This is a genomic window from Aeromicrobium sp., from assembly GCF_049587115.1.
Taxonomy (GTDB): Bacteria; Actinomycetota; Actinomycetes; order Propionibacteriales; family Nocardioidaceae; genus Aeromicrobium.
In genome coordinates this window covers 1-17,501 of record NZ_JBAVDI010000045.1, presented here as the reverse complement: position 1 = coordinate 17,501, position 17,501 = coordinate 1, and the positions used below count along the sequence as shown (strand labels likewise).

The following is a 17,501-nucleotide window of genomic DNA, read 5'->3' as shown; positions in this document are numbered from 1 at the left end:
CCACGTCATTGGCACGGTCCTGCTCGGCGTTGCCATCCTTCTCGCGCGCACCTTGCCGACCCCGGTCGGCTGGGCACTCACGATCTCCCAGCCGCTGCACTTCGCGACCGCGGTCTTCCTGGGTCTTCCGTGGGTCGACCTGGTCGCGTGGAGCCTGACAGCACTTGCGATGGGCTGGCTGGCTGTTGCGGCAAAAGAGGGTGGACGGGAACACCAGCGCGAGATGTCGGTGAGCCCCGCCTGACCCACGATGGATCTCAGTGTGACCTTGGCCCGCGCTGTGTCGCGCAGCGCGCTGGACTCGCCACTCAGGCGTATGTGACGCCCGTGGCGTGCAGCGGACAGTAGCCGTAGGGGTTCTTGGCGAGGTACTGCTGGTGCTGGTCCTCGGCGTAGTAGTAGGCGTCGAGCGCGACGATCGACGTCGTGATCTCGCCATACCCGGCGGCCGTCATGCGCTGCTGGTAGGCCTCGCGGGACGCCTCGGCCTCAGCCTGCTGCTCAGGCGTCGTGGCGAGGATGATCGAGCGATACTGCGTGCCGCGGTCATTACCCTGACGCATGCCCTGAGTCGGGTCGTGATTCTCCCAGAAGACCTTGAGCAGATCGGCGTACGTGACCTTGGCGGGGTCGAAGATGACCCGGACGACCTCGGCGTGCCCGGTGCGACCGCTGCACACCTCGTCGTACGTCGGGTTGGGCGTCACGCCCCCGGCGTAGCCGACCGAGGTGGACCAGACGCCTGGTACCTCCCAGAAGGTCTTCTCCTCGCCCCAGAAGCAGCCCAGCCCGAACACAGCCACGGCGAATCCATCGGGCGCCTGGGTCTCGACCGGGGTGCCGAGCGTCTGGTGGACGCCACCGACCTGGAACTGACGACCCTCGCGGCCGGGCAGTGCGGCCTCGGCTGCGGGAAGCTCGGACTTGCTGCGACCAAAGAACATGCGATTCACCTCTCGGAGGAAGTCTACGGATCAACGCTTCACGCCCTCGGCGTCTCTGCGTGACACTGGGTCAACACGCAGGAGAGCCTGAATGTTCCGTACGGCCTGCGGTGCCGGGTTGCGGCTAGGGTGACGCAGGTGACGGACGAACGCACAACCAGCCGATACCAGGTCCCGATCGGCGTGGAGATCGCTACGCAGTGGGCCTGGCGCATCCTGGTCATCGCCGCCGCGGTCGGACTGGGGCTGTACCTGCTGCGATTCTTCTCCGAGATCACGATTCCGGTGGCGATCGCGGTGCTGGGTGCGGCGCTGACGATCGATGCCGTCAACTGGCTGCAGGCACGTGGCCTGCCCCGACTCGCCGCGACATTCATCGTCGTGCTGATGGTGCTCGCGACCTTGTTCGGGGCGCTTGCGCTGGTTGGCCAGCAGCTGGCGACGCAGGTCTCCGATCTGCGAGCCAATGTCGTCGACGGCATCACCCAGGTGCAGGACTGGGCACGCACCGGTCCGCTCAAGCTGAGCGACTCGCAGATCCAGGACTGGATCGACTCGGCCAAGGAGTCGATCTCGGGAAGCAACACGTCGTTGCTGACCCGAGTCACCGAGGTCGGAACGACCCTGACCCACGTTCTCGCTGGCTTCTTCATCGCCCTGTTCTCCGCCTTCTTCTTCCTCTACGAGGGCAACCGCATCTGGGCCTGGATCGTCGCCCTGTTCCCGCGCGCAGCTCGCTCACAGGTCAACTCCTCGGGCCACACCGCGTGGGCCTCGCTGACCGCGTTCGTCCGAGCCACCGTGATCGTCGCCGCGACAGACGCGCTCGGCATCGCGCTGGGAGCGTGGATTCTCGGAGTGCCGCTGTCGCTGGCTATCGGCGTACTGGTGTTCCTCGGCGCGTTCGTCCCGATCATCGGTGCGCTGCTGTCGGGCATGGTGGCGGTGCTCGTCGCCTTGGTCGCGCAGGGGCCGTGGACCGCACTGTTCATGCTGATCGTGGTGATCGTGGTCCAGCAGATCGAGTCGCACGTCCTGCAGCCGTTCCTGATGGGACGGCTCGTCGCGGTCCACCCGCTCGCGATCATCTTCGCGATCGCCGCCGGCGTCACCGTGGCCGGAGTCATCGGAGCGTTGATCGCGGTCCCGTTCGCAGCCGTCCTCAACGGCGTCGTGCGTCACCTCGTTTCGGTCGCCCAGGAGTACCAGGAGGAGCCCGAGGACGACGTCGGGATGGAACCCGAACCGGCGTGACGATCCCTGCAGCCAGTGCCTCGCTCTGACGCAGGGGCTGAACGCCGCAAGTTCCGTTCCCTCGCCCTCAGCGGCTACGTTGACGGTGTGGATCTGAATGATGTGAGGGCCGCTCGACAGCTGCTCGATGGGGTCACCGAGGTGACGCCCATGGCGCATTCGCGCTGGTTGAGCTCACGCACGGGCCAGGATGTGTTCCTCAAGGCCGAGAATCTCCAGCGCACGGGGTCTTTCAAGATCCGCGGGGCGTACGTGCGGATCGCCCGGCTCACCGAGCAGGAGCGGGCTCGAGGCGTTGTCGCGGCGAGCGCGGGCAACCACGCCCAGGGGGTCGCACTCGCCGCCTCCCTGCTCGGCATCAAGGCGACGATCTTCATGCCAGTGGGCGCCGCGCTGCCGAAGGTCGCCGCGACCGAGGGCTACGGAGCTGACATCCGGTTCCACGGGACGGGGGTCACCGAGGCGCTGGTGCCGGCTCGCGAGTTCGCCGAGCGCACCGGAGCCGTCCTGATCCATCCGTTCGACCACGAGGACATCATCGCCGGCCAGGGCACCCTGGGGCTGGAGGTCCTCGAGCAGTGCCCCGACGTCAGGACGATCCTGGTGCCGCTGGGTGGTGGCGGGCTGGCCGCAGGCGTCGCACTGCTTCGGACCGAGCGGCCCGATCTGCGGATCGTCGGGGTCCAGGCCCGGGACGCGGCTGCCTATCCCGGATCGCTGCTGGAGGGAATACCGGTGGCCGCGACGATGGGCGCCACGATGGCCGACGGCATCGCGGTCGCCCAACCCGGTGACATCCCGTTCGGAATCTTGTCGTCACTCGTCGACGAGGTCGTCACGGTCGGTGAGGACTCGATGAGTCGCGCACTGATCTCGTTGCTCGAGCGAGCCAAGATGTTGGTCGAGCCCGCGGGCGCGGCGGGGGTGGCAGCCCTGCTCGAGCAGCCTGAAGCATTCGAGGGCCCGGTCGTCGCGGTGCTCTCAGGCGGCAACATCGATGCACTGGTGCTGCTTGACGTCATCCGCCACGGTCTCGCCGCTGCGGGGCGCTTCCTGCTGTTCCGAGCCCGCATCTCCGACCGCCCGGGCGCCCTCATGGGCCTGCTGACAGATCTCGCCGAGATGCAGGTCAACGTTCTCAATGTCAACCACGACCGCGCCTCGGACACGCTCGGCGTGCGCCAGGTCGATGTTGACATGCAGGTCGCCACCCGGGGCCCGCAGCACCGGGCTGAGGTCAGGAATCGGCTGATCGAGCTCGGCTACGAGCTGGTCTGAGCCGGTAGCTGCCGTGGGTCAGAAGGGCTTGGCAGCCACGACCTCGACCGTGAGGCTCTTTCCGTTGGGTGCCTCGTACGAGACCGTGTCACCCGGCTTCTTGCCGAGGATCGCCAGACCCAGCGGGGAGGTCGGTGAGTAGACGTCGATCTCGACGCTGGAATCCATGCTGAGGAGCTCGCGCGAGCCGAGCAGGAACTGCTCGGTGTCGCTGTCGCCCTTGAAACGGATCGTGACGATCATGCCGGCCTCGACGAGCCCGTCGTCGGCAGGCTTGTCGCCGACCTCGGCACGTCGCAGCATGTCCTCGAGCTGACGGATTCGGGCTTCGGTCTTGCCCTGCTCCTCACGGGCGGCGTGGTAGCCGCCGTTCTCCTTGAGGTCGCCCTCGTCCCGGGCAGAAGCGATCTTGGCCGTGATGTCCGCCCGAACATCGCCGCGCAGGTGGTCGAGCTCCTCCTGCAGGCGGTCGTACGCAGGCTGGGTTACCCAGATGGTGTCGGTCTGTGTCGGCTGAGTCATGAGAGCGCTCCTTCACGTGCTGCACCCCAGGCATGCGCCCGGGGTGAACCTCCCACGTTACCACTCAACGCTGTTCGGCACACGTCCTCAACACACCGGTGACAGCCCGTCGTTCGGTCTGGACCGGGATCGTGACGCGAGTCTTTTTCTGGTCCGAAGCGGGCACGTCCACGGTCTTCTCGCCGACAATGGAGTGGTCCGCGGCCTGGGCGTACACCGTGCAGCGAACCGCCAGTGGATCGGGCCGGATGACGTCAAGGGTGATGGTGACCCGGTGGTCGTCCTTGACGTCGTAGCCCCACACCCGACCAGTGACCGGCTTGTCCTGAAAACCGACCCATGCGGCGAAGCTGATGCCCAGGATGATGCCGACTGCCGCGACGGCAGGCCAGAACCAGCGCGGACGGCTGCGAGTCCCGTAGCGAGAGCTGAGATCGGTCACGAACCCAGTGTCTCAGGCCTCGCGAAAGCGGTCGGGAACGGCCTGGTCGCTCCCGCCGCACGCGGCAGGAGGTGGAGTGCGTCCGGCTGCGGAACACCCGGGCCGTCTGCGAGGTTGGGGAGGGTGCGAGGATTTTGCTCAAGCCCCAGAAGGAGAACCGTGGCCGACAAGCTCCGCCTCATGCACGTGCACGCCCATCCCGACGACGAATCCAGCAAGGGCGCCGCGTCAACCGCCAAGTACGTCGCGGAAGGCGTCGACGTCCACGTCGCGACCTGTACGGGCGGCGAACGTGGCTCGATCCTCAATCCCGGATTCGAGCATGCCGGCATCACCGACAATCCCGAGCTCATCGCCGAGATTCGGCGTGAGGAGATGGATCGGGCTCGGGAGATCCTCGGCATCAAGCAGGACTGGCTCGGCTTCGTCGACTCGGGATGGCCCGACGGCGATCCCAAGCCGCCGCTGCCAGAGGGTTGCTTTGCCCTGGTGCCGATCGAGGAGGCCGCCGCGCCACTGGTCCGGCTGATCCGTTCGTTCCGGCCGCACGTGCTGACGACGTACGACGAGAACGGCGGATATCCCCATCCCGATCACATCAAGTGTCACGAGATCAGCGTTTACGCCTACGAGGCCGCTGCCGATCCGGATCGCTACCCCGAGGCAGGGGAGCCGTGGCAGGTCTCCAAGCTCTACTACCACCTGAGCTGGAGCTACCCCCGCATGAAGGCGATCGACGACGAGATGACCAAGCACGGTCTCGAGAACCCGTTCGCCGAGCGGCTGGCGAAGTGGGAGCGCAAGCCCGAGGACGAAGCCCGGCTCACGACGCGGGTCGAGTGCGCGGAGTACTTCGGAGCGCGTGACGCAGCGCTGCTGGCGCACGCGACGCAGATCGACCCGAACGGGTTCTGGTTCGCGATTCCGCACCAGGTGCAGTCGGATGCGTGGCCGACCGAGGACTACCAGCTGGTGGACAGCAAGGTCGAGACATCGCTTCCCGAGACGGATCTGTTCGCCGGACTGCGCTGACGACATGAACATCACGGTCCTGCTCGCCCTCGCCGCCAACTCGCTGGTCGCGGTGGCGAAGTCGGTCGCCGCCGTGATGACCGGTTCGGCGTCGATGGTCGCTGAGTCTGCGCACTCCTGGGCGGACACGGGCAACGAGATTTTCCTGCTGGTGGCTGACCGGCGCTCGCGGCGCTCACCGGACCGGTCGCACCCGCACGGGTACGGCCGCGAAGCATACGTGTGGTCGATGTTCGCGGCGGTCGGGCTCTTCGTCGCGGGTGCTGTCGTCTCGATCACCCACGGCGTGCAGGAGCTGACCGCGACGGCCTCCGAGGAGAGCTTCACGGTCGCCTACGTCGTGCTCGCGATCGCGTTCGTCCTCGAGGGTGTGTCGTTCACGCAGGCAGTCCACCAGGTGCGCGGGCAGGCTGCCCACGTGCAACAGCCCGTGCTGCAGCATGCGCTCGAGACATCCGATCCGACGCTGCGAGCGGTCTTCGCGGAGGATTTTGCCGCTCTCGTCGGCATCTCGATTGCTGCAACCGGCATCGTTCTGCACCAGGTCACCGGCTCGCCCGTGCCGGACGCGATCGGGTCGATCCTCGTCGGCGTGCTGCTGGGGGTGGTGGCATTCGTGCTGATCGACCGCAACCGCCGTTTCCTCGTCGGCATGGAGGTCCCCGAGCCCATCCGGGAGTACGTGTTCAGCTCGATCGCGGGGATGTCGGGAGTGTCGAGTGTCGGCTACCTGCACGTGGAGTTCGTCGGACCCCACCTCGTCTACATCGTGGCGAGCGTAGACCTGGTCGGCGATGAGCCCGAGCCCGCTGTCGCGGATCGTCTCCGTGCACTCGAGCAGCAGCTGGAGCAGCAGGACGGCGTCGTCGAGGCCGTCCTGACAGTCTCTCGACCCGGGGAGCCGCCCGATGCGGAGCTCGATGAAGCGACCGACTAGAGCCGGACCGTCGGTCGAGGCGGGTTTCGTCCGTGGCCGAAGCCTCGATGTCGGCACAATTGCGGACGACTAGACTGGAATCATGAATGCGTACGCGATAGCTGCCTTGGTCACCGCCGAGCCGGCCTTCAGCAAGGAAGACGTCAAGCCAGGCTGGGTTGCCCTGGGCATCGTCGTCCTGCTGTGCATCGCAACCTACTTCCTGGCTCGCTCGTTCCTGCGGCACGCCCGCACGGCGCAGCAGCCCTGGGACGGCGAGGACGCCGACCCCGGCATCGGGCGCACGACCCCGCACGACCGCAGCTAGGTCGCACCGGGGTCGACCGCCCTCGCGCGACGCAGTTGGTGGCAAGGTGGCGGTATGCCGAACCGCCTCGCGGAAGCCACCAGTCCGTACCTCCAGCAGCACAAGGACAATCCCGTCGACTGGTGGGAGTGGAGCGCCGAGGCGTTGGCTGTTGCACAGGAGCTGGACCGGCCGATCCTGCTGAGCGTCGGCTATGCCGCCTGCCACTGGTGCCACGTGATGGCGCACGAGTCGTTCGAGGATCAGGCCACCGCGGCCTACATGAACGACCACTTCGTCAACATCAAGGTCGACCGTGAAGAACGCCCCGACATCGACGCGGTCTACATGAAGGCGACCCAAGCCATGACCGGCCATGGCGGTTGGCCCATGACCTGCGTTTTGACGCCGACCGGCGAGCCGTTCTTTGCTGGAACGTACTTCCCGCCCGAGCCGCGACAAGGCACACCGGCGTTCGGTCAGGTGCTGCAGGCGCTTGCCGAGGCCTGGCGCGATCGTCGCGACGAGGTCACTCGGGTCAGTGACGATGTGCTGGCTCACCTGCAGGAGAACATCGACCCGGTCGGTGGTGCGCTCGGGCCGGCGGAGCTCGAGACCGCCGTGACCGACTTGGCGAAGCAGTACGACGCCGAGGCGGGTGGATTCGGGACCAGCCCGAAGTTCCCCCCGTCGATGGTGCTCGAGTTCTTGTTGCGCAACGCTGCACGGACCGGGTCGCAGCAGGCGCTCGACCTGGTCGCGGGATCGTGCGAGGCGATGGCGCGCGGTGGGATGTACGACCAGCTGTCCGGCGGCTTCGCTCGCTACAGCGTCGACCGGTTCTGGCGCGTGCCGCACTTCGAGAAGATGCTGTACGACAACGCTCTCCTGCTGCGGGTCTACTTGCACTGGTGGCGGCAGACCGGCTCCGCGCTGGCCCAGCGCGTCGCGCGGGAGACCGGCCGCTTCCTGCTCGATGAGCTGCGCACACCCGAAGGTGGTTTCGCCTCCGCGCTCGATGCGGACAGCGACGGGCACGAGGGCACGTTCTACGTCTGGAACCCCAACCAGCTCATGCGGGTGCTCGGCGCCGAGGATGGCGCCTGGGCGGCGCAGCTCCTCGGTGTCACTGGCCCCGGAACGTTCGAGCGGGGATTCTCGACCCTGCAGCGGCACACCGACCCGGACGACGCCGAGCGCTGGGAGAGCGTACGGATGAGGCTGTTGGCCGCCCGGGCAGCGCGCACCCGGCCACCGCGGGACGACAAGGTCGTCGCCTCCTGGAACGGTCTGGCGATCACGGCGCTGGCCGAGGCCGGTGTGCTGCTCGACGAGCCCGAGTTCCGGAGCGCCGCGATCGCAGCAGCTGAGCTGCTGGTGGACGTGCATCTCGGGGCGTCCTTCACCCGCACGTCTCGCGACGGTGTCGCTGGCGTCAACGCCGCGGTGCTCGAAGATCACGGAGCTGTCGCCGAGGCCTTCATCGCGGTCCTCGGGATCACGGGAGAGGCGGTCTGGCTCGAGCGGGCCAGAACTCTCCTGGACCGCGTCATCGACCGCTTCTCCGATGCGGCAGGTGGCCTCTTCGACACTGCCGACGATGCGGAGACCCTCGTCGTCCGACCCAAGGACGCGTCGGACAACGCCTACCCGTCCGGCACCTCGGCGGCCGCCGCCGCGCTGATCGGGTTCGCCGCAGTGACGGGGGAGCACCGATACCGCGCGGCCGCCGAGACGGCGATCGGATCTGCGTCGTCGATCGCAACCCAGGTGCCGCGCTTCGCGGGATGGACGCTTGCCGCCGCGGAGGCGGTCGTCAGCGGGCCGCTGGAGATCGCGGTCGTCGGCGACGTTGACGACCGGGTGGACCTGCACCGGGCCGCGCTGCAACTGGCCTCACCGGGCGCCGTCGTGGTCGCGGGCGAGGTCGGACTGGCGATCCCGCTGTTCGAGCAGCGCGGACTCGTCGGCGGTCACGCCGCGGCCTACGTCTGTGAGGGCTTCGTGTGTCGGCGTCCCGTCACCGATCCGCGGGAGCTGGCGGCCAGAACCTAGCGCTGCTGATAGGCCAGCAGACTGACGCCGATGTAGTGCACGATGAACGCCGCGATCGTGAACGCGTGGAAGATCTCGTGGAACCCGAAGTACTTCGGCGAGGGGTTGGGCCACTTGAAGCCGTACACGAGCGCGCCGATCGAGTACAACGCGCCGCCGGTCACCAGCAGCACCAGGACTGGGGTCGACGCGTTGTCCACGAATTCGGGGAAGTAGATGACCGCCGCCCAGCCGAGCAGAAGGTACAGCGGGACGTAGAGCCACCGGGGCGCACCGATCCAGAAGATCTTGAATGCGACCCCCAGCAGCGCTCCACCCCACACCAGCGACAGCATGATGATGGCGTGCTTGGTCGTCAGCAGCAGCAACGAGAAGGGAGTGTAGGAGCCGGCAATCAGCAGGAAGATGTTGGCGTGGTCGAAGCGCTTCCAGAAACCTCGGACCTGGTCGGACCACGTGCCGCGGTGATAGACGGCGCTGACACCGAACAACAGCATCGAGCTGACCATGAATACCGCCACGCCAAGGCGTACCAAGGTGTCGTCGGCGATGACCAGCATGACGATGAAGGCGAAGAAAGCCAACGGCAGGGTGACAGCGTGCAGCCAGCCCCGGAGCTTGGGCTTCATCTCCTCGACCGTGCCGCGCAGACGATCGCTGGCCTCGTGGACGATGCCCTCGTGCTCGTGGTCGGTCATGCGTCAAGCCTAGCGGGAGGGGGTACTACGCTGACCCGCATGGGAGTCACTGACCTGGCGTACGGCGTCTACGAGCGTCGGCTCGTCAAGATGCTCGATCCAGCTCGACTCCCTCATCACGTGGGTGCGATCGTCGACGGCAACCGGCGCTGGGCCAAGGGTGCCGGAACGCGATACGAGCACGGATACCAGGCTGGTGCCGACAAGATTTCCGAATTTGCGCAGTGGTGCGACGAGCTGGGTGTCGAGATCGTCACGCTGTGGCTGCTGTCGACCGACAACCTGCAGCGCTCGCCCGACGAGGTCGGGAGCATCCTCGCCGCGGTCGAGGGGCTGATGGAGAAGCTCGCTGCTGAGGGGCGTTGGCGGCTGGCTGTGATCGGGAATCTGGACATGTTGCCCGCCGAGTCGGCCGGTCGGATGAAGCGGCTTGCGGATTCGACGGCCAGCGTCCAGGGAATGCGCGTCAACATCTGCGTCGGCTACGGCGGAAGGCAGGAGCTGACCGATGCGATGCGTTCGCTGCTGCTGGACCAGGCAGCCAAGGGGAGATCCCTGGTCGACGTTGCCGGAACACTCGAGGTCGACGACATCGCCGAACACCTGTACACCAAGGGACAGCCCGACCCGGACCTGGTGATCCGTACCTCCGGTGAGCAGCGGCTCTCGGGGTTCCTGCTGTGGCAGAGCGTGCATTCGGAGTTCTACTTCAGCGATGCGTTGTGGCCGGCGTTCCGACACGTCGACTTCCTGCGGGCCATGCGGTCATACGCCACGCGCGATCGCCGCTTCGGCCACTGAGCCTCGGCGTCCAGCCGCCGCCCGCCCGATCAGCGGTGACTCAGCCACCTGACGGCTTGATCAGCGGGGGCTAGAAAGTGACCCGCCACCGGACGACAAGTGACCCGTCAGCGATCGGGGGGGATGGGGGGATGCGGTCAGCGTGTCCTGCCGGAATTGGGTGCTGCGCGGTCGTACGTTCAAGGAGTGTTGACGCTCGCCCCTGAGCCCCGAATCCCCGCCCACGAGTAGGGCCGGCGCAGGGTGCGCGCGGGCTCGTTGAGGAGACAGCTGTGGCTGCATCGCGCACCAAGCAGAGCCCGAGCTCAACCCGCCGGACGTACGTCCTGGACACCAGTGTCCTGCTGGCGGATCCGAACGCGGTCAATCGCTTCCACGAGCATGAGGTGGTGATTCCGGTCGTCGTCATCACCGAGCTGGAGGGCAAGCGGCACGACCCCGAGCTGGGTTACTTCGCCAGGAGCGCCCTGCGCTTCCTCGACGACCTGCGAGTACAGCACGGCACCCTCGACGTCCCGCTGCCGATCGGCGAGGAAGGCGGCACGATCCGGGTCGAGCTCAACCACACCGACTCCTCGTCGCTGCCATCGGGCTTCCGGCTCGGGGACAATGACACCCGGATCCTCTCGGTCGCCCGCAATCTGGCCAATGAGGGCCTCGACGTCACGATCGTCTCGAAGGACCTGCCGATGCGGGTCAAGGCCTCCGCGGTGGGCCTGGTGGCGGAGGAGTATCGAGCCGAGCTCGCGCTGGAGTCCGGCTGGACGGGCATGCGCGAGCTCGAGATCGAGAGCTTCGACCTGGACCTGTTGTACGAGAGTGGCTCGCTCGACCTCGCCGAGGCTCGCGATCTCCCGTGTCACACGGGCCTCGTCCTGCTCTCCGACAAGGGCAGCGGGCTGGGTCGCGTCACGGCCGACAAGAACGTCCAGCTCGTTCGGGGGGACCGGGACGCGTTCGGCATCCATGGACGCTCGGCCGAGCAGCGCGTCGCGCTCGATCTGCTGCTCGACCCCGACGTCGGCATCGTGTCCCTCGGCGGCCGCGCCGGCACTGGCAAGTCGGCGCTGGCGCTGTGCGCAGGCCTTGAGGCGACGATGGAGCGCGGTCAGCACAAGAAGGTCGTGATCTTCCGTCCGTTGTACGCCGTGGGCGGCCAGGAGCTCGGCTACCTGCCGGGCAGCGAGTCCGAGAAGATGGGGCCGTGGGGTCAGGCGGTGTTCGACACGCTCGGTGCTGTCGCCTCACCCGCCGTGATCGACGAGATCCTCGACCGCGGCATGCTCGAGGTTCTTCCGTTGACGCACATTCGTGGACGCTCGCTGCACGACTCGTACGTGATCGTCGACGAGGCGCAGTCACTCGAGCGCAACGTCCTGCTGACCGTGCTCTCGCGCATCGGATCGAACTCCAAGGTCGTGCTGACGCATGACGTTGCCCAACGTGACAACCTGCGCGTCGGTCGCCACGACGGCGTCGTCGCCGTGGTCGAAAAGCTCAAGGGGCACCCGCTGTTCGCACACGTCACGCTCACCCGGTCGGAGCGTTCGCCGGTCGCAGCGCTGGTGACCGAGATGCTCGAGGACGTCTCGCTGTAGGCAGCAGACGACCGGGGAAGTCGCGGGCGGGGAAGCTCCGGCCCGCGGCTTCTCCCGGACTTGCACGATTGAGACCGGACACGGACCTGCTCTGTGGCAAAGTTGCGCTCGTGAGCGCACCAGGGAGGGTCTGTGCACGCGCGGCCGCCGCACTGCTTCTGAGCGTGCTCACCGCTTGCGGATCGGCTGCTCCTGAGTCCGGTGGCACGCCGACACTCACGTGGTACGTCGGTCCGGATCGTGTCGACGCTGGCGTGCTGGCACAATCCTGCACGACCGCGGCCGCAGGCGCGTACAAGATCGAGCTGAAGCAGTTGCCGAATGATGTCGACACGCGGCACGCGATGCTCGTGCGGCGACTCACCGCCAAGGACGCCTCGATGGACCTGCTGAGCCTCGACTCGGCGTTCACAGCGGAGTTCTCTGCGGCCCGCTTCCTGGCGCCGGTGCCCGAGGAGCTGGCGCCGGTGCTCGGCAAGGACGTGCTGCCGGCCGCGCTCGAGGCCGCGACGTGGGACGGACAGCTCGCCGTCGCGCCGTGGTGGTTCGACCCGCAGCTCCTGTGGTTCCGGGGGAACGTCGCTGAGCGCGCAGGTCTGGACACCTCCAAGCCGATCAGCTGGGACGACCTGGTGGCCGGCGCTGAACGACTGGGCGTGACGATCCAGATCGACGACCGTGACGGCAGCGGGGTGACTGAGTGGGTCAACGCGCTGGTGGTGGGTGCCGGTGGAGATCTGCTGCAGGGCGCGGGGCGCAACCCCAAGATTGGTCTCGACTCCGCCGCCGGCCGGACCGCCGGGTCTGTCGCCGGCTTCTACCTCGACTCCGGGCGCGGTCCGGGGCCGTCGCGCGAGGCGCTCACGTCCTTCGCTGCGCCGGACGGCGGATTCCTGCTCGCCTCCAGCTCGGTCATCACCGATCCGGCACTCGCTGCGGTGGCCCCCAGCATGGGGTGGGCCGCCTATCCCGCGGTCGGCGACGAGAGTATCGCCCCGCTGTCCGGCGTGGGTCTCGCGGTGCCGCTGTACGCGCCGCGCACCGAGCTGTCGTATGCCGCGATCAGCTGCCTGACCTCCCCCACGTCACTGCGAACCCTGATGATCGACACCGGGCACAGCGCGAGCCAGCTGACGGCGTACGACGTCGAGGGCGTCACCGACTCCTTCCCGATGGCAGAGGTCACGAAGGCTGCCGTGCAGACCGGCGCTGCTGTCCCGGTGACGCCGTACTGGCACCTCGCCCGCGCCGCGATCGACGACACGTGGCGTCCGCTCGCCGACTTCGCGCCGGAGTCGACCCTCCAGCAGTCGCAGCGAGCCGTGCGCGCTGCGATGGCCGGGGAGCTCCAGTGAAGGGCTGGCGGTGGCTCGCGCCGGCGGTGGTCGTCCTGCTCGCAGTGACGGCGTGGCCCATCGGCCGCGGCGTGTGGCTCTCGTTGTCCTCGTACTCGTTGACCGGGCCCGACGATCGCTCGTTCGTCGGCGTGGACAACTATCTCGACATCCTGACCAGCCGGACGTGGTGGCTTGCGGTGTCCGCCACGCTGATCATCGTGCTGGTTGCGGTCGTGCTTCAGCTGCTGATCGGTCTCGCGTTCGCAGCAGCGCTACGACAGCTGACCGTGCTCTGGCCCGTCACCCGGGTCCTCGTCCTCGTACCGTTCGCCCTGCTGGCGGTGGTGACAGCAGTCGTGTGGCGGGACGCCGTGACGACCGGGTTCGCGGCTGAGTGGTTCCGTCTCGGTGAGGTCGGCCCGTTCGGCTCGCTCGTCGGTGTGACCGTCGGCGAGGTGTGGCGTGGGGTCGGCATCACGACTGTCATCCTGCTCGCCGGACTGCGGCGGGTCCCGACGTCGTTGATGGCATCCGCGGTGGCCGATGGGGCGAGCGGCTGGCAGCGGTTCCGGCGTGTCGTCCTGCCCGCCATGGGACCGGCGATCGCGGTTGCGGCGACGTACCGCAGCCTCGACACGTTCCGGATCCTAGAAGGACCTCTGCTGGTCGACGAGCCGGGCGCCTCGGTGCGCACGGCGCCGCTGATCGTGTGGAACACCACGTTCTCGTCCTTCGAGCTCGGCCTGGGGGCAGCGATGTCGATCGTGCTGCTGGTGATTGCTGGACTGCTCGGCCTGCTGATGGTCCAGCTGCTCCGAGTCAGGAGGGTCGTGTGACACCCTCCGTTCGCTCGAGGCTGTGGGCCTCCGGCACCGCTTTCGTCCTGGGATTCGCGGCGGCCAACTACGGGATCGTCCGGGTCGCCCGGCCCGACTTGTGGACCTGGATCGTGGTGGCGGTCGTCCTGATGGCGACCGGCGCCGCGGGCATCCTCCTGGCCGACACCCGCCGCCCGCTCTCGATCTGGTCGATCCTCGGGGTCGAGGTCTTCCTGGTGTTGACCATCCTCCCGATGCTGTGGACCTTCACCGTCGCGACGGCGCCGGCCGGAGAGGCGCCGCGCAGCCTGTGGCCACGGGACGTCTCGTGGGGCGCCTTCGACGGTGCGATCCACTCCGAGATCTTGCGGCACGCCGCTGGAACGTCGGTGCTCGTTGCCGGCATCGCGACGATCATCGCGATGCCGCTCGCGGTCATGGCGGCGTATGCGCTGGTGCGCCTGCCGATCCGCGGACGCCGAGCTGCGTACGCCTTGGTCGTCGCCACGCTGCTGCTGCCGCTGGTGGCAGTGGCGGGGCCGCTCCAGGACCAGCTCATTCAGCTCGGCGGATACAGCTCCCGCTTGATGCTGGTCCCGGCGGCCCTGGCGCTCACGCTCCCACTGGCGGTCTGGCTGTGCGTCACGGTGTTTCGGGACGTGCCGTGGTCCCTGCGCGATGCGGTGCGAGCCGACGGTGCGACGCGGCGGCAGTCGTTGCGGCTGTTCGTCCTTCCCCACCTCGCCCCCGGTGTCGTCGTCGCGACCCTGTTGGTGTTCGTGGCCGGGTGCAACGACTTCGTGCTCGGCGCGGCCCTGTCGGCCGACGATGCGTCCCGCCCATTCCCTGCGACGCTGCTGCTTGCCAGCGGCCAGCTCGACAGCCCCAGCTCGACGGTGGCGGCGGCCGGTCTGTTGTGGGTCCTGCCCGCCCTGCTCCTCCTCCTCGTGTTCCCGCGCAGGATCAGCCACCTCCTCGGAAGGTCTTACCGATGACCTCGATCGAAGTTCGCCACCTCACGACGTCGGGCGGTCCCGAGCGGCCGTTGCTGGACGACGTCAACCTGACGGTCCCCGCCGGTGAGACGCTCGCGATCACCGGGCCGTCGGGAGCCGGCAAGAGCTTGCTGCTGCGGACGCTCGCGGGGCTCGAGGAGCAGAGCTCCGGTGACATCGTGATCGGCGACGACGTGGTCAATGCGGTCGGTCCGCGCGGCCGCGATCTGGCCATGGTGTTCCAGGACTATGCGCTGCATCCCCACCTGGACGTCTTCGACAACCTGGCGTTCGCGGCGACGCTGCGCCGTGGCTACGACCGAACGGAGCTGTCGGCGCGGATCCACGAGGTGGCCGAGCTCTTGGCCCTCGGTGAGCTGCTCGAGCTGAAACCCGCCGAGCTGGACGATGCGCAGCGCCAGCGGGTCGCCCTGGGTCGCTCGCTCGTGCGCGATGCCAACGCGTACCTGCTCGACGCCCCGTTCACCCAGCAGTCGGAGCGGTTGCGCTCGCACGTGCGCTCCGTGACCACCCAGTGGCAGCACGAGAACGGGCGTACGTCGATATTCACGACCAGCGACGTCGAGGAGGCGCTCAGCATCGCCGACCGAGTGGCGGTCATGCATCAGGGCTTCATTCATCAGGTCGGCACGCCGCGGGATCTCTACGAGCGTCCCGCCGACATGTTCGTGGCGGGCTATCTGGGCTCGCCTCCGATGAATCTGGTGCCTGCCTTTCCGATGGACCGTCAGCTCGTGATGCCGCTGGCCACGATGCCGCTCGACGAGGACCTGCAGAGGCGGATCGCCGGCCGCGGCGTGGTCGTCGCAGGCATCCGACCCGAGCACTGCCACGACGCGACCGGGCAAGGCGGACAGGCAGTGACGGACCGGGTCGAGTTCACGACCCGGATCGACGATGTTGAATGGCGCGGCAGCAGTCAGTTCGCCTACCTCGGCTATGAGATCCAACCGGAGGTCGAGGAGCTCCTGAACGAGGTCGAGGATCTGCTGGAGTTCGATTTGTTCCAGAACTTCCTGGTGGCGGAGCTCGCCCCGGACAGTCCCCTGAGCCCCGGTATGTCGATCCGTGTCGTGATTCCGCGGCTCAAGGTCCACGTGTTCGATCCCGAGACGGGCGAGAACCTCACGCTCGGCCGATGACGCGCATTGGTCGTCAGCGATTGTTCGCTGTCCTGCTCGCGCTCGCGGCGGGTGCGGCGTACGGACTGCTCGCTCTGCTGCGGTACCGCCGCTTCACGATCTCGTCGTGGGATCACGCCATCTTCGAGCAGGCGGTCAAGGGGTATGCCCGGCCCGGTGCGCCGATCGTTGACGTCAAGGGCCCGGGGTACAACATCCTGGGCGACCACTTCTCGCCGATCGACGCACTGATCGCGCCGGTCTACCGGCTGTTTCCGGCGGCGCAGACCATTGCGCTGACGCAAGTGGTGCTGATCGCGATCTCCGTCGCGGTCATCGCGGCATTGGCCATGCGGAAGCTCGGCACGTGGACCGGCGCGACGATCGGCACCGCGTACGCGCTCTCGTTCGGCCTGCAGTCGGCGGTCGAGGCGGAGTTCCACGAGGTCGCGTTCGCGGCTCCACTCCTGGCGCTGGCCGGCGCGGCCTACGTGGATCGGCGGTTCGGAGCCGTGGTCGCGTGGTCGCTGCCGTTGTTGCTGGTCAAGGAGGATCTTGGCCTGACGGTTGCAGCTGTCGGGTTCGTCCTGTGGCTGGTGGGGCAGCGCCGTCACGGGCTCGTGCTGGGGTTCGTCGGCCTCGTGGCCGTCGCGGTGACCGTGCTGGTCATCATTCCGGTCTTCGCGGCGGGCGACTCGTACGCATACGCGTCGACGCTGGGCGGCGACCGCGGGCTGTGGGTCACGCTGCTCGACTCTCCGGGGCGCAAGCTCGCGACCGTCGCGCTGACCCTGGCCATCACGGGGTTTGCCGCCTTGGCGTCGCCGTGGGTGCTGCTGGTGATCCCGACGTTCGTGTGGCGGTTCGCCGGCGACAACGGCTATTACTGGGGGACCGAGTGGCACTACTCGCTGGTGCTCATGCCGATCGTGTTCGTCGCGATGATCGATGCGATGCGCCGGTGGCCCGCGCTGCGGTGGGCGACGGTCGTCGCGGTCGTCGTGACGGCGTTCACGTTGGTCGGATCTCCGCTGGCCGCGCTGCTGGAGAGCAAGACGTACGCCGAAGCGCCGCGCGTCGGATCGGCCCGGGCGGCCATCGCGCAGGTACCGAAGGGCGCGACCGTCGAGACCGACATCGCGATGATGAGCCATCTCGTCACGGACCACACCGTCTACTGGTACGGCTCGATCGGCGACGCGACACCGGAGTACGTGCTGTTCGACGCCGCTGCCGGAATCGGCTCGCCCGAGGACGTTGTTGCGTATGCCGAGCGGACGCACGGCGGCAGGTACGAGCTGGTCTACGACCGCGACGGCTACCTCCTCGCCCACCGGCAACGCTGACGGGTCACTTCTCGCC

At 67.8% G+C, this 17,501-nt stretch carries 18 protein-coding genes; 14 read left to right on the top strand and 4 right to left on the bottom strand.

Translation table 11 applies throughout. The features are described 5' to 3' along the window. A partial coding sequence (locus WB461_RS04635; RefSeq protein WP_423851548.1) for a hypothetical protein occupies positions 1 to 244 on the top strand: 244 nt, incomplete at its 5' end. A gap of 64 nt (positions 245 to 308) precedes the next feature. Here the strand turns inward: WB461_RS04635 and msrA are convergent. Continuing rightward, complete coding sequence (gene msrA, locus WB461_RS04630; RefSeq protein WP_423851547.1) at positions 309 to 944, bottom strand: peptide-methionine (S)-S-oxide reductase MsrA; 636 nt, start codon at positions 942 to 944, stop codon at positions 309 to 311. A gap of 138 nt (positions 945 to 1,082) precedes the next feature. Here msrA and WB461_RS04625 point away from each other — a divergent pair, with 138 nt between their 5' ends. After that, positions 1,083 to 2,198, top strand: coding sequence for an AI-2E family transporter (locus WB461_RS04625; protein WP_423851546.1), 1,116 nt, complete (start codon positions 1,083 to 1,085; stop codon positions 2,196 to 2,198). 87 nt (positions 2,199 to 2,285) lie between these two features. Continuing rightward, positions 2,286 to 3,476: a threonine ammonia-lyase gene (gene ilvA, locus WB461_RS04620; RefSeq protein WP_423851545.1), complete on the top strand. Its 1,191-nt coding sequence runs from the start codon at positions 2,286 to 2,288 to the stop codon at positions 3,474 to 3,476. A gap of 18 nt (positions 3,477 to 3,494) precedes the next feature. Here the strand turns inward: ilvA and greA are convergent, their stop codons facing one another. Both greA and WB461_RS04610 read right to left on the bottom strand, forming a co-directional pair. Continuing rightward, the gene (greA, locus tag WB461_RS04615) at positions 3,495 to 3,998 is read right to left on the bottom strand and encodes a transcription elongation factor GreA (protein ID WP_423851544.1); all 504 of its coding nucleotides are present in this window, start codon (positions 3,996 to 3,998) and stop codon (positions 3,495 to 3,497) included. Between the two features lie 64 nt (positions 3,999 to 4,062). After that, complete coding sequence (locus WB461_RS04610; protein ID WP_423851543.1) at positions 4,063 to 4,440, bottom strand: DUF4307 domain-containing protein; 378 nt, start codon at positions 4,438 to 4,440, stop codon at positions 4,063 to 4,065. Positions 4,441 to 4,599: 159 nt separating this feature from the next. Here WB461_RS04610 and mca point away from each other — a divergent pair, with 159 nt between their 5' ends. From mca to WB461_RS04590, 4 genes are all read left to right on the top strand, one after another. Then, positions 4,600 to 5,472, top strand: coding sequence for a mycothiol conjugate amidase Mca (gene mca / locus WB461_RS04605; protein WP_423851542.1), 873 nt, complete (start codon positions 4,600 to 4,602; stop codon positions 5,470 to 5,472). Positions 5,473 to 5,476: 4 nt separating this feature from the next. Next, entirely contained in the window at positions 5,477 to 6,409 is a 933-nt protein-coding gene (locus WB461_RS04600) for a cation diffusion facilitator family transporter (protein ID WP_423851541.1), read from the top strand. An 82-nt stretch (positions 6,410 to 6,491) separates the two neighbouring features. After that, positions 6,492 to 6,716 carry a hypothetical protein gene (locus WB461_RS04595; RefSeq protein ID WP_423851540.1) on the top strand — a complete coding sequence of 75 codons (225 nt, stop codon included), beginning with the start codon at positions 6,492 to 6,494 and terminating at the stop codon, positions 6,714 to 6,716. Positions 6,717 to 6,770: 54 nt separating this feature from the next. Next, positions 6,771 to 8,750: a thioredoxin domain-containing protein gene (locus WB461_RS04590; RefSeq protein WP_423851539.1), complete on the top strand. Its 1,980-nt coding sequence runs from the start codon at positions 6,771 to 6,773 to the stop codon at positions 8,748 to 8,750. Here the strand turns inward: WB461_RS04590 and trhA are convergent. Then, positions 8,747 to 9,448 carry a PAQR family membrane homeostasis protein TrhA gene (trhA, locus tag WB461_RS04585; RefSeq protein ID WP_423851538.1) on the bottom strand — a complete coding sequence of 234 codons (702 nt, stop codon included), beginning with the start codon at positions 9,446 to 9,448 and terminating at the stop codon, positions 8,747 to 8,749. The genes WB461_RS04590 and trhA overlap by 4 nt on opposite strands. A gap of 39 nt (positions 9,449 to 9,487) precedes the next feature. Here trhA and WB461_RS04580 point away from each other — a divergent pair, with 39 nt between their 5' ends. From WB461_RS04580 to WB461_RS04550, 7 genes are all read left to right on the top strand, one after another. Then, the gene (locus WB461_RS04580) at positions 9,488 to 10,249 is read left to right on the top strand and encodes an isoprenyl transferase (RefSeq protein ID WP_423851537.1); all 762 of its coding nucleotides are present in this window, start codon (positions 9,488 to 9,490) and stop codon (positions 10,247 to 10,249) included. Positions 10,250 to 10,521: 272 nt separating this feature from the next. Continuing rightward, positions 10,522 to 11,847: a PhoH family protein gene (locus tag WB461_RS04575; protein ID WP_423851536.1), complete on the top strand. Its 1,326-nt coding sequence runs from the start codon at positions 10,522 to 10,524 to the stop codon at positions 11,845 to 11,847. 110 nt (positions 11,848 to 11,957) lie between these two features. Beyond that, positions 11,958 to 13,202, top strand: a complete 1,245-nt coding sequence (locus tag WB461_RS04570; RefSeq protein ID WP_423851535.1) for an extracellular solute-binding protein — start codon at positions 11,958 to 11,960, stop codon at positions 13,200 to 13,202. Next, on the top strand, positions 13,199 to 14,020 hold the full coding sequence (locus WB461_RS04565; protein ID WP_423851534.1) for a carbohydrate ABC transporter permease: 822 nt from the start codon (positions 13,199 to 13,201) through the stop codon (positions 14,018 to 14,020). The genes WB461_RS04570 and WB461_RS04565 overlap by 4 nt, the downstream gene beginning before the upstream one ends. Further along, a complete protein-coding gene (locus WB461_RS04560; protein WP_423851533.1) occupies positions 14,017 to 14,997 on the top strand; it encodes a carbohydrate ABC transporter permease in 981 nt (326 codons plus the stop codon). The genes WB461_RS04565 and WB461_RS04560 overlap by 4 nt, the downstream gene beginning before the upstream one ends. After that, positions 14,994 to 16,160 (top strand): ABC transporter ATP-binding protein, encoded by a 1,167-nt coding sequence (locus tag WB461_RS04555; protein ID WP_423851532.1) that lies wholly within the window; start codon positions 14,994 to 14,996, stop codon positions 16,158 to 16,160. The genes WB461_RS04560 and WB461_RS04555 overlap by 4 nt, the downstream gene beginning before the upstream one ends. Continuing rightward, complete coding sequence (locus WB461_RS04550; protein ID WP_423851531.1) at positions 16,157 to 17,485, top strand: DUF2079 domain-containing protein; 1,329 nt, start codon at positions 16,157 to 16,159, stop codon at positions 17,483 to 17,485. Before WB461_RS04555 ends, WB461_RS04550 begins: the two co-directional genes overlap by 4 nt. The last annotated feature ends 16 nt before the right edge of the window (positions 17,486 to 17,501 follow it).

Excerpts from the sequence above, each read along its gene's own strand:
- msrA (WP_423851547.1), bottom strand. The coding sequence starts at position 944 with ATGTTCTTTGGTCGCAGCAAGTCCGAGCTTCCCGCAGCCGAGGCCGCA.
- greA (WP_423851544.1), bottom strand. The coding sequence starts at position 3,998 with ATGACTCAGCCGACACAGACCGACACCATCTGGGTAACCCAGCCTGCG.
- WB461_RS04600 (WP_423851541.1), top strand. The coding sequence starts at position 5,477 with ATGAACATCACGGTCCTGCTCGCCCTCGCCGCCAACTCGCTGGTCGCG.
- WB461_RS04595 (WP_423851540.1), top strand. The coding sequence starts at position 6,492 with ATGAATGCGTACGCGATAGCTGCCTTGGTCACCGCCGAGCCGGCCTTC.
- WB461_RS04590 (WP_423851539.1), top strand. The coding sequence starts at position 6,771 with ATGCCGAACCGCCTCGCGGAAGCCACCAGTCCGTACCTCCAGCAGCAC.
- trhA (WP_423851538.1), bottom strand. The coding sequence starts at position 9,448 with ATGACCGACCACGAGCACGAGGGCATCGTCCACGAGGCCAGCGATCGT.
- WB461_RS04580 (WP_423851537.1), top strand. The coding sequence starts at position 9,488 with ATGGGAGTCACTGACCTGGCGTACGGCGTCTACGAGCGTCGGCTCGTC.
- WB461_RS04555 (WP_423851532.1), top strand. The coding sequence starts at position 14,994 with ATGACCTCGATCGAAGTTCGCCACCTCACGACGTCGGGCGGTCCCGAG.
- WB461_RS04550 (WP_423851531.1), top strand. The coding sequence starts at position 16,157 with ATGACGCGCATTGGTCGTCAGCGATTGTTCGCTGTCCTGCTCGCGCTC.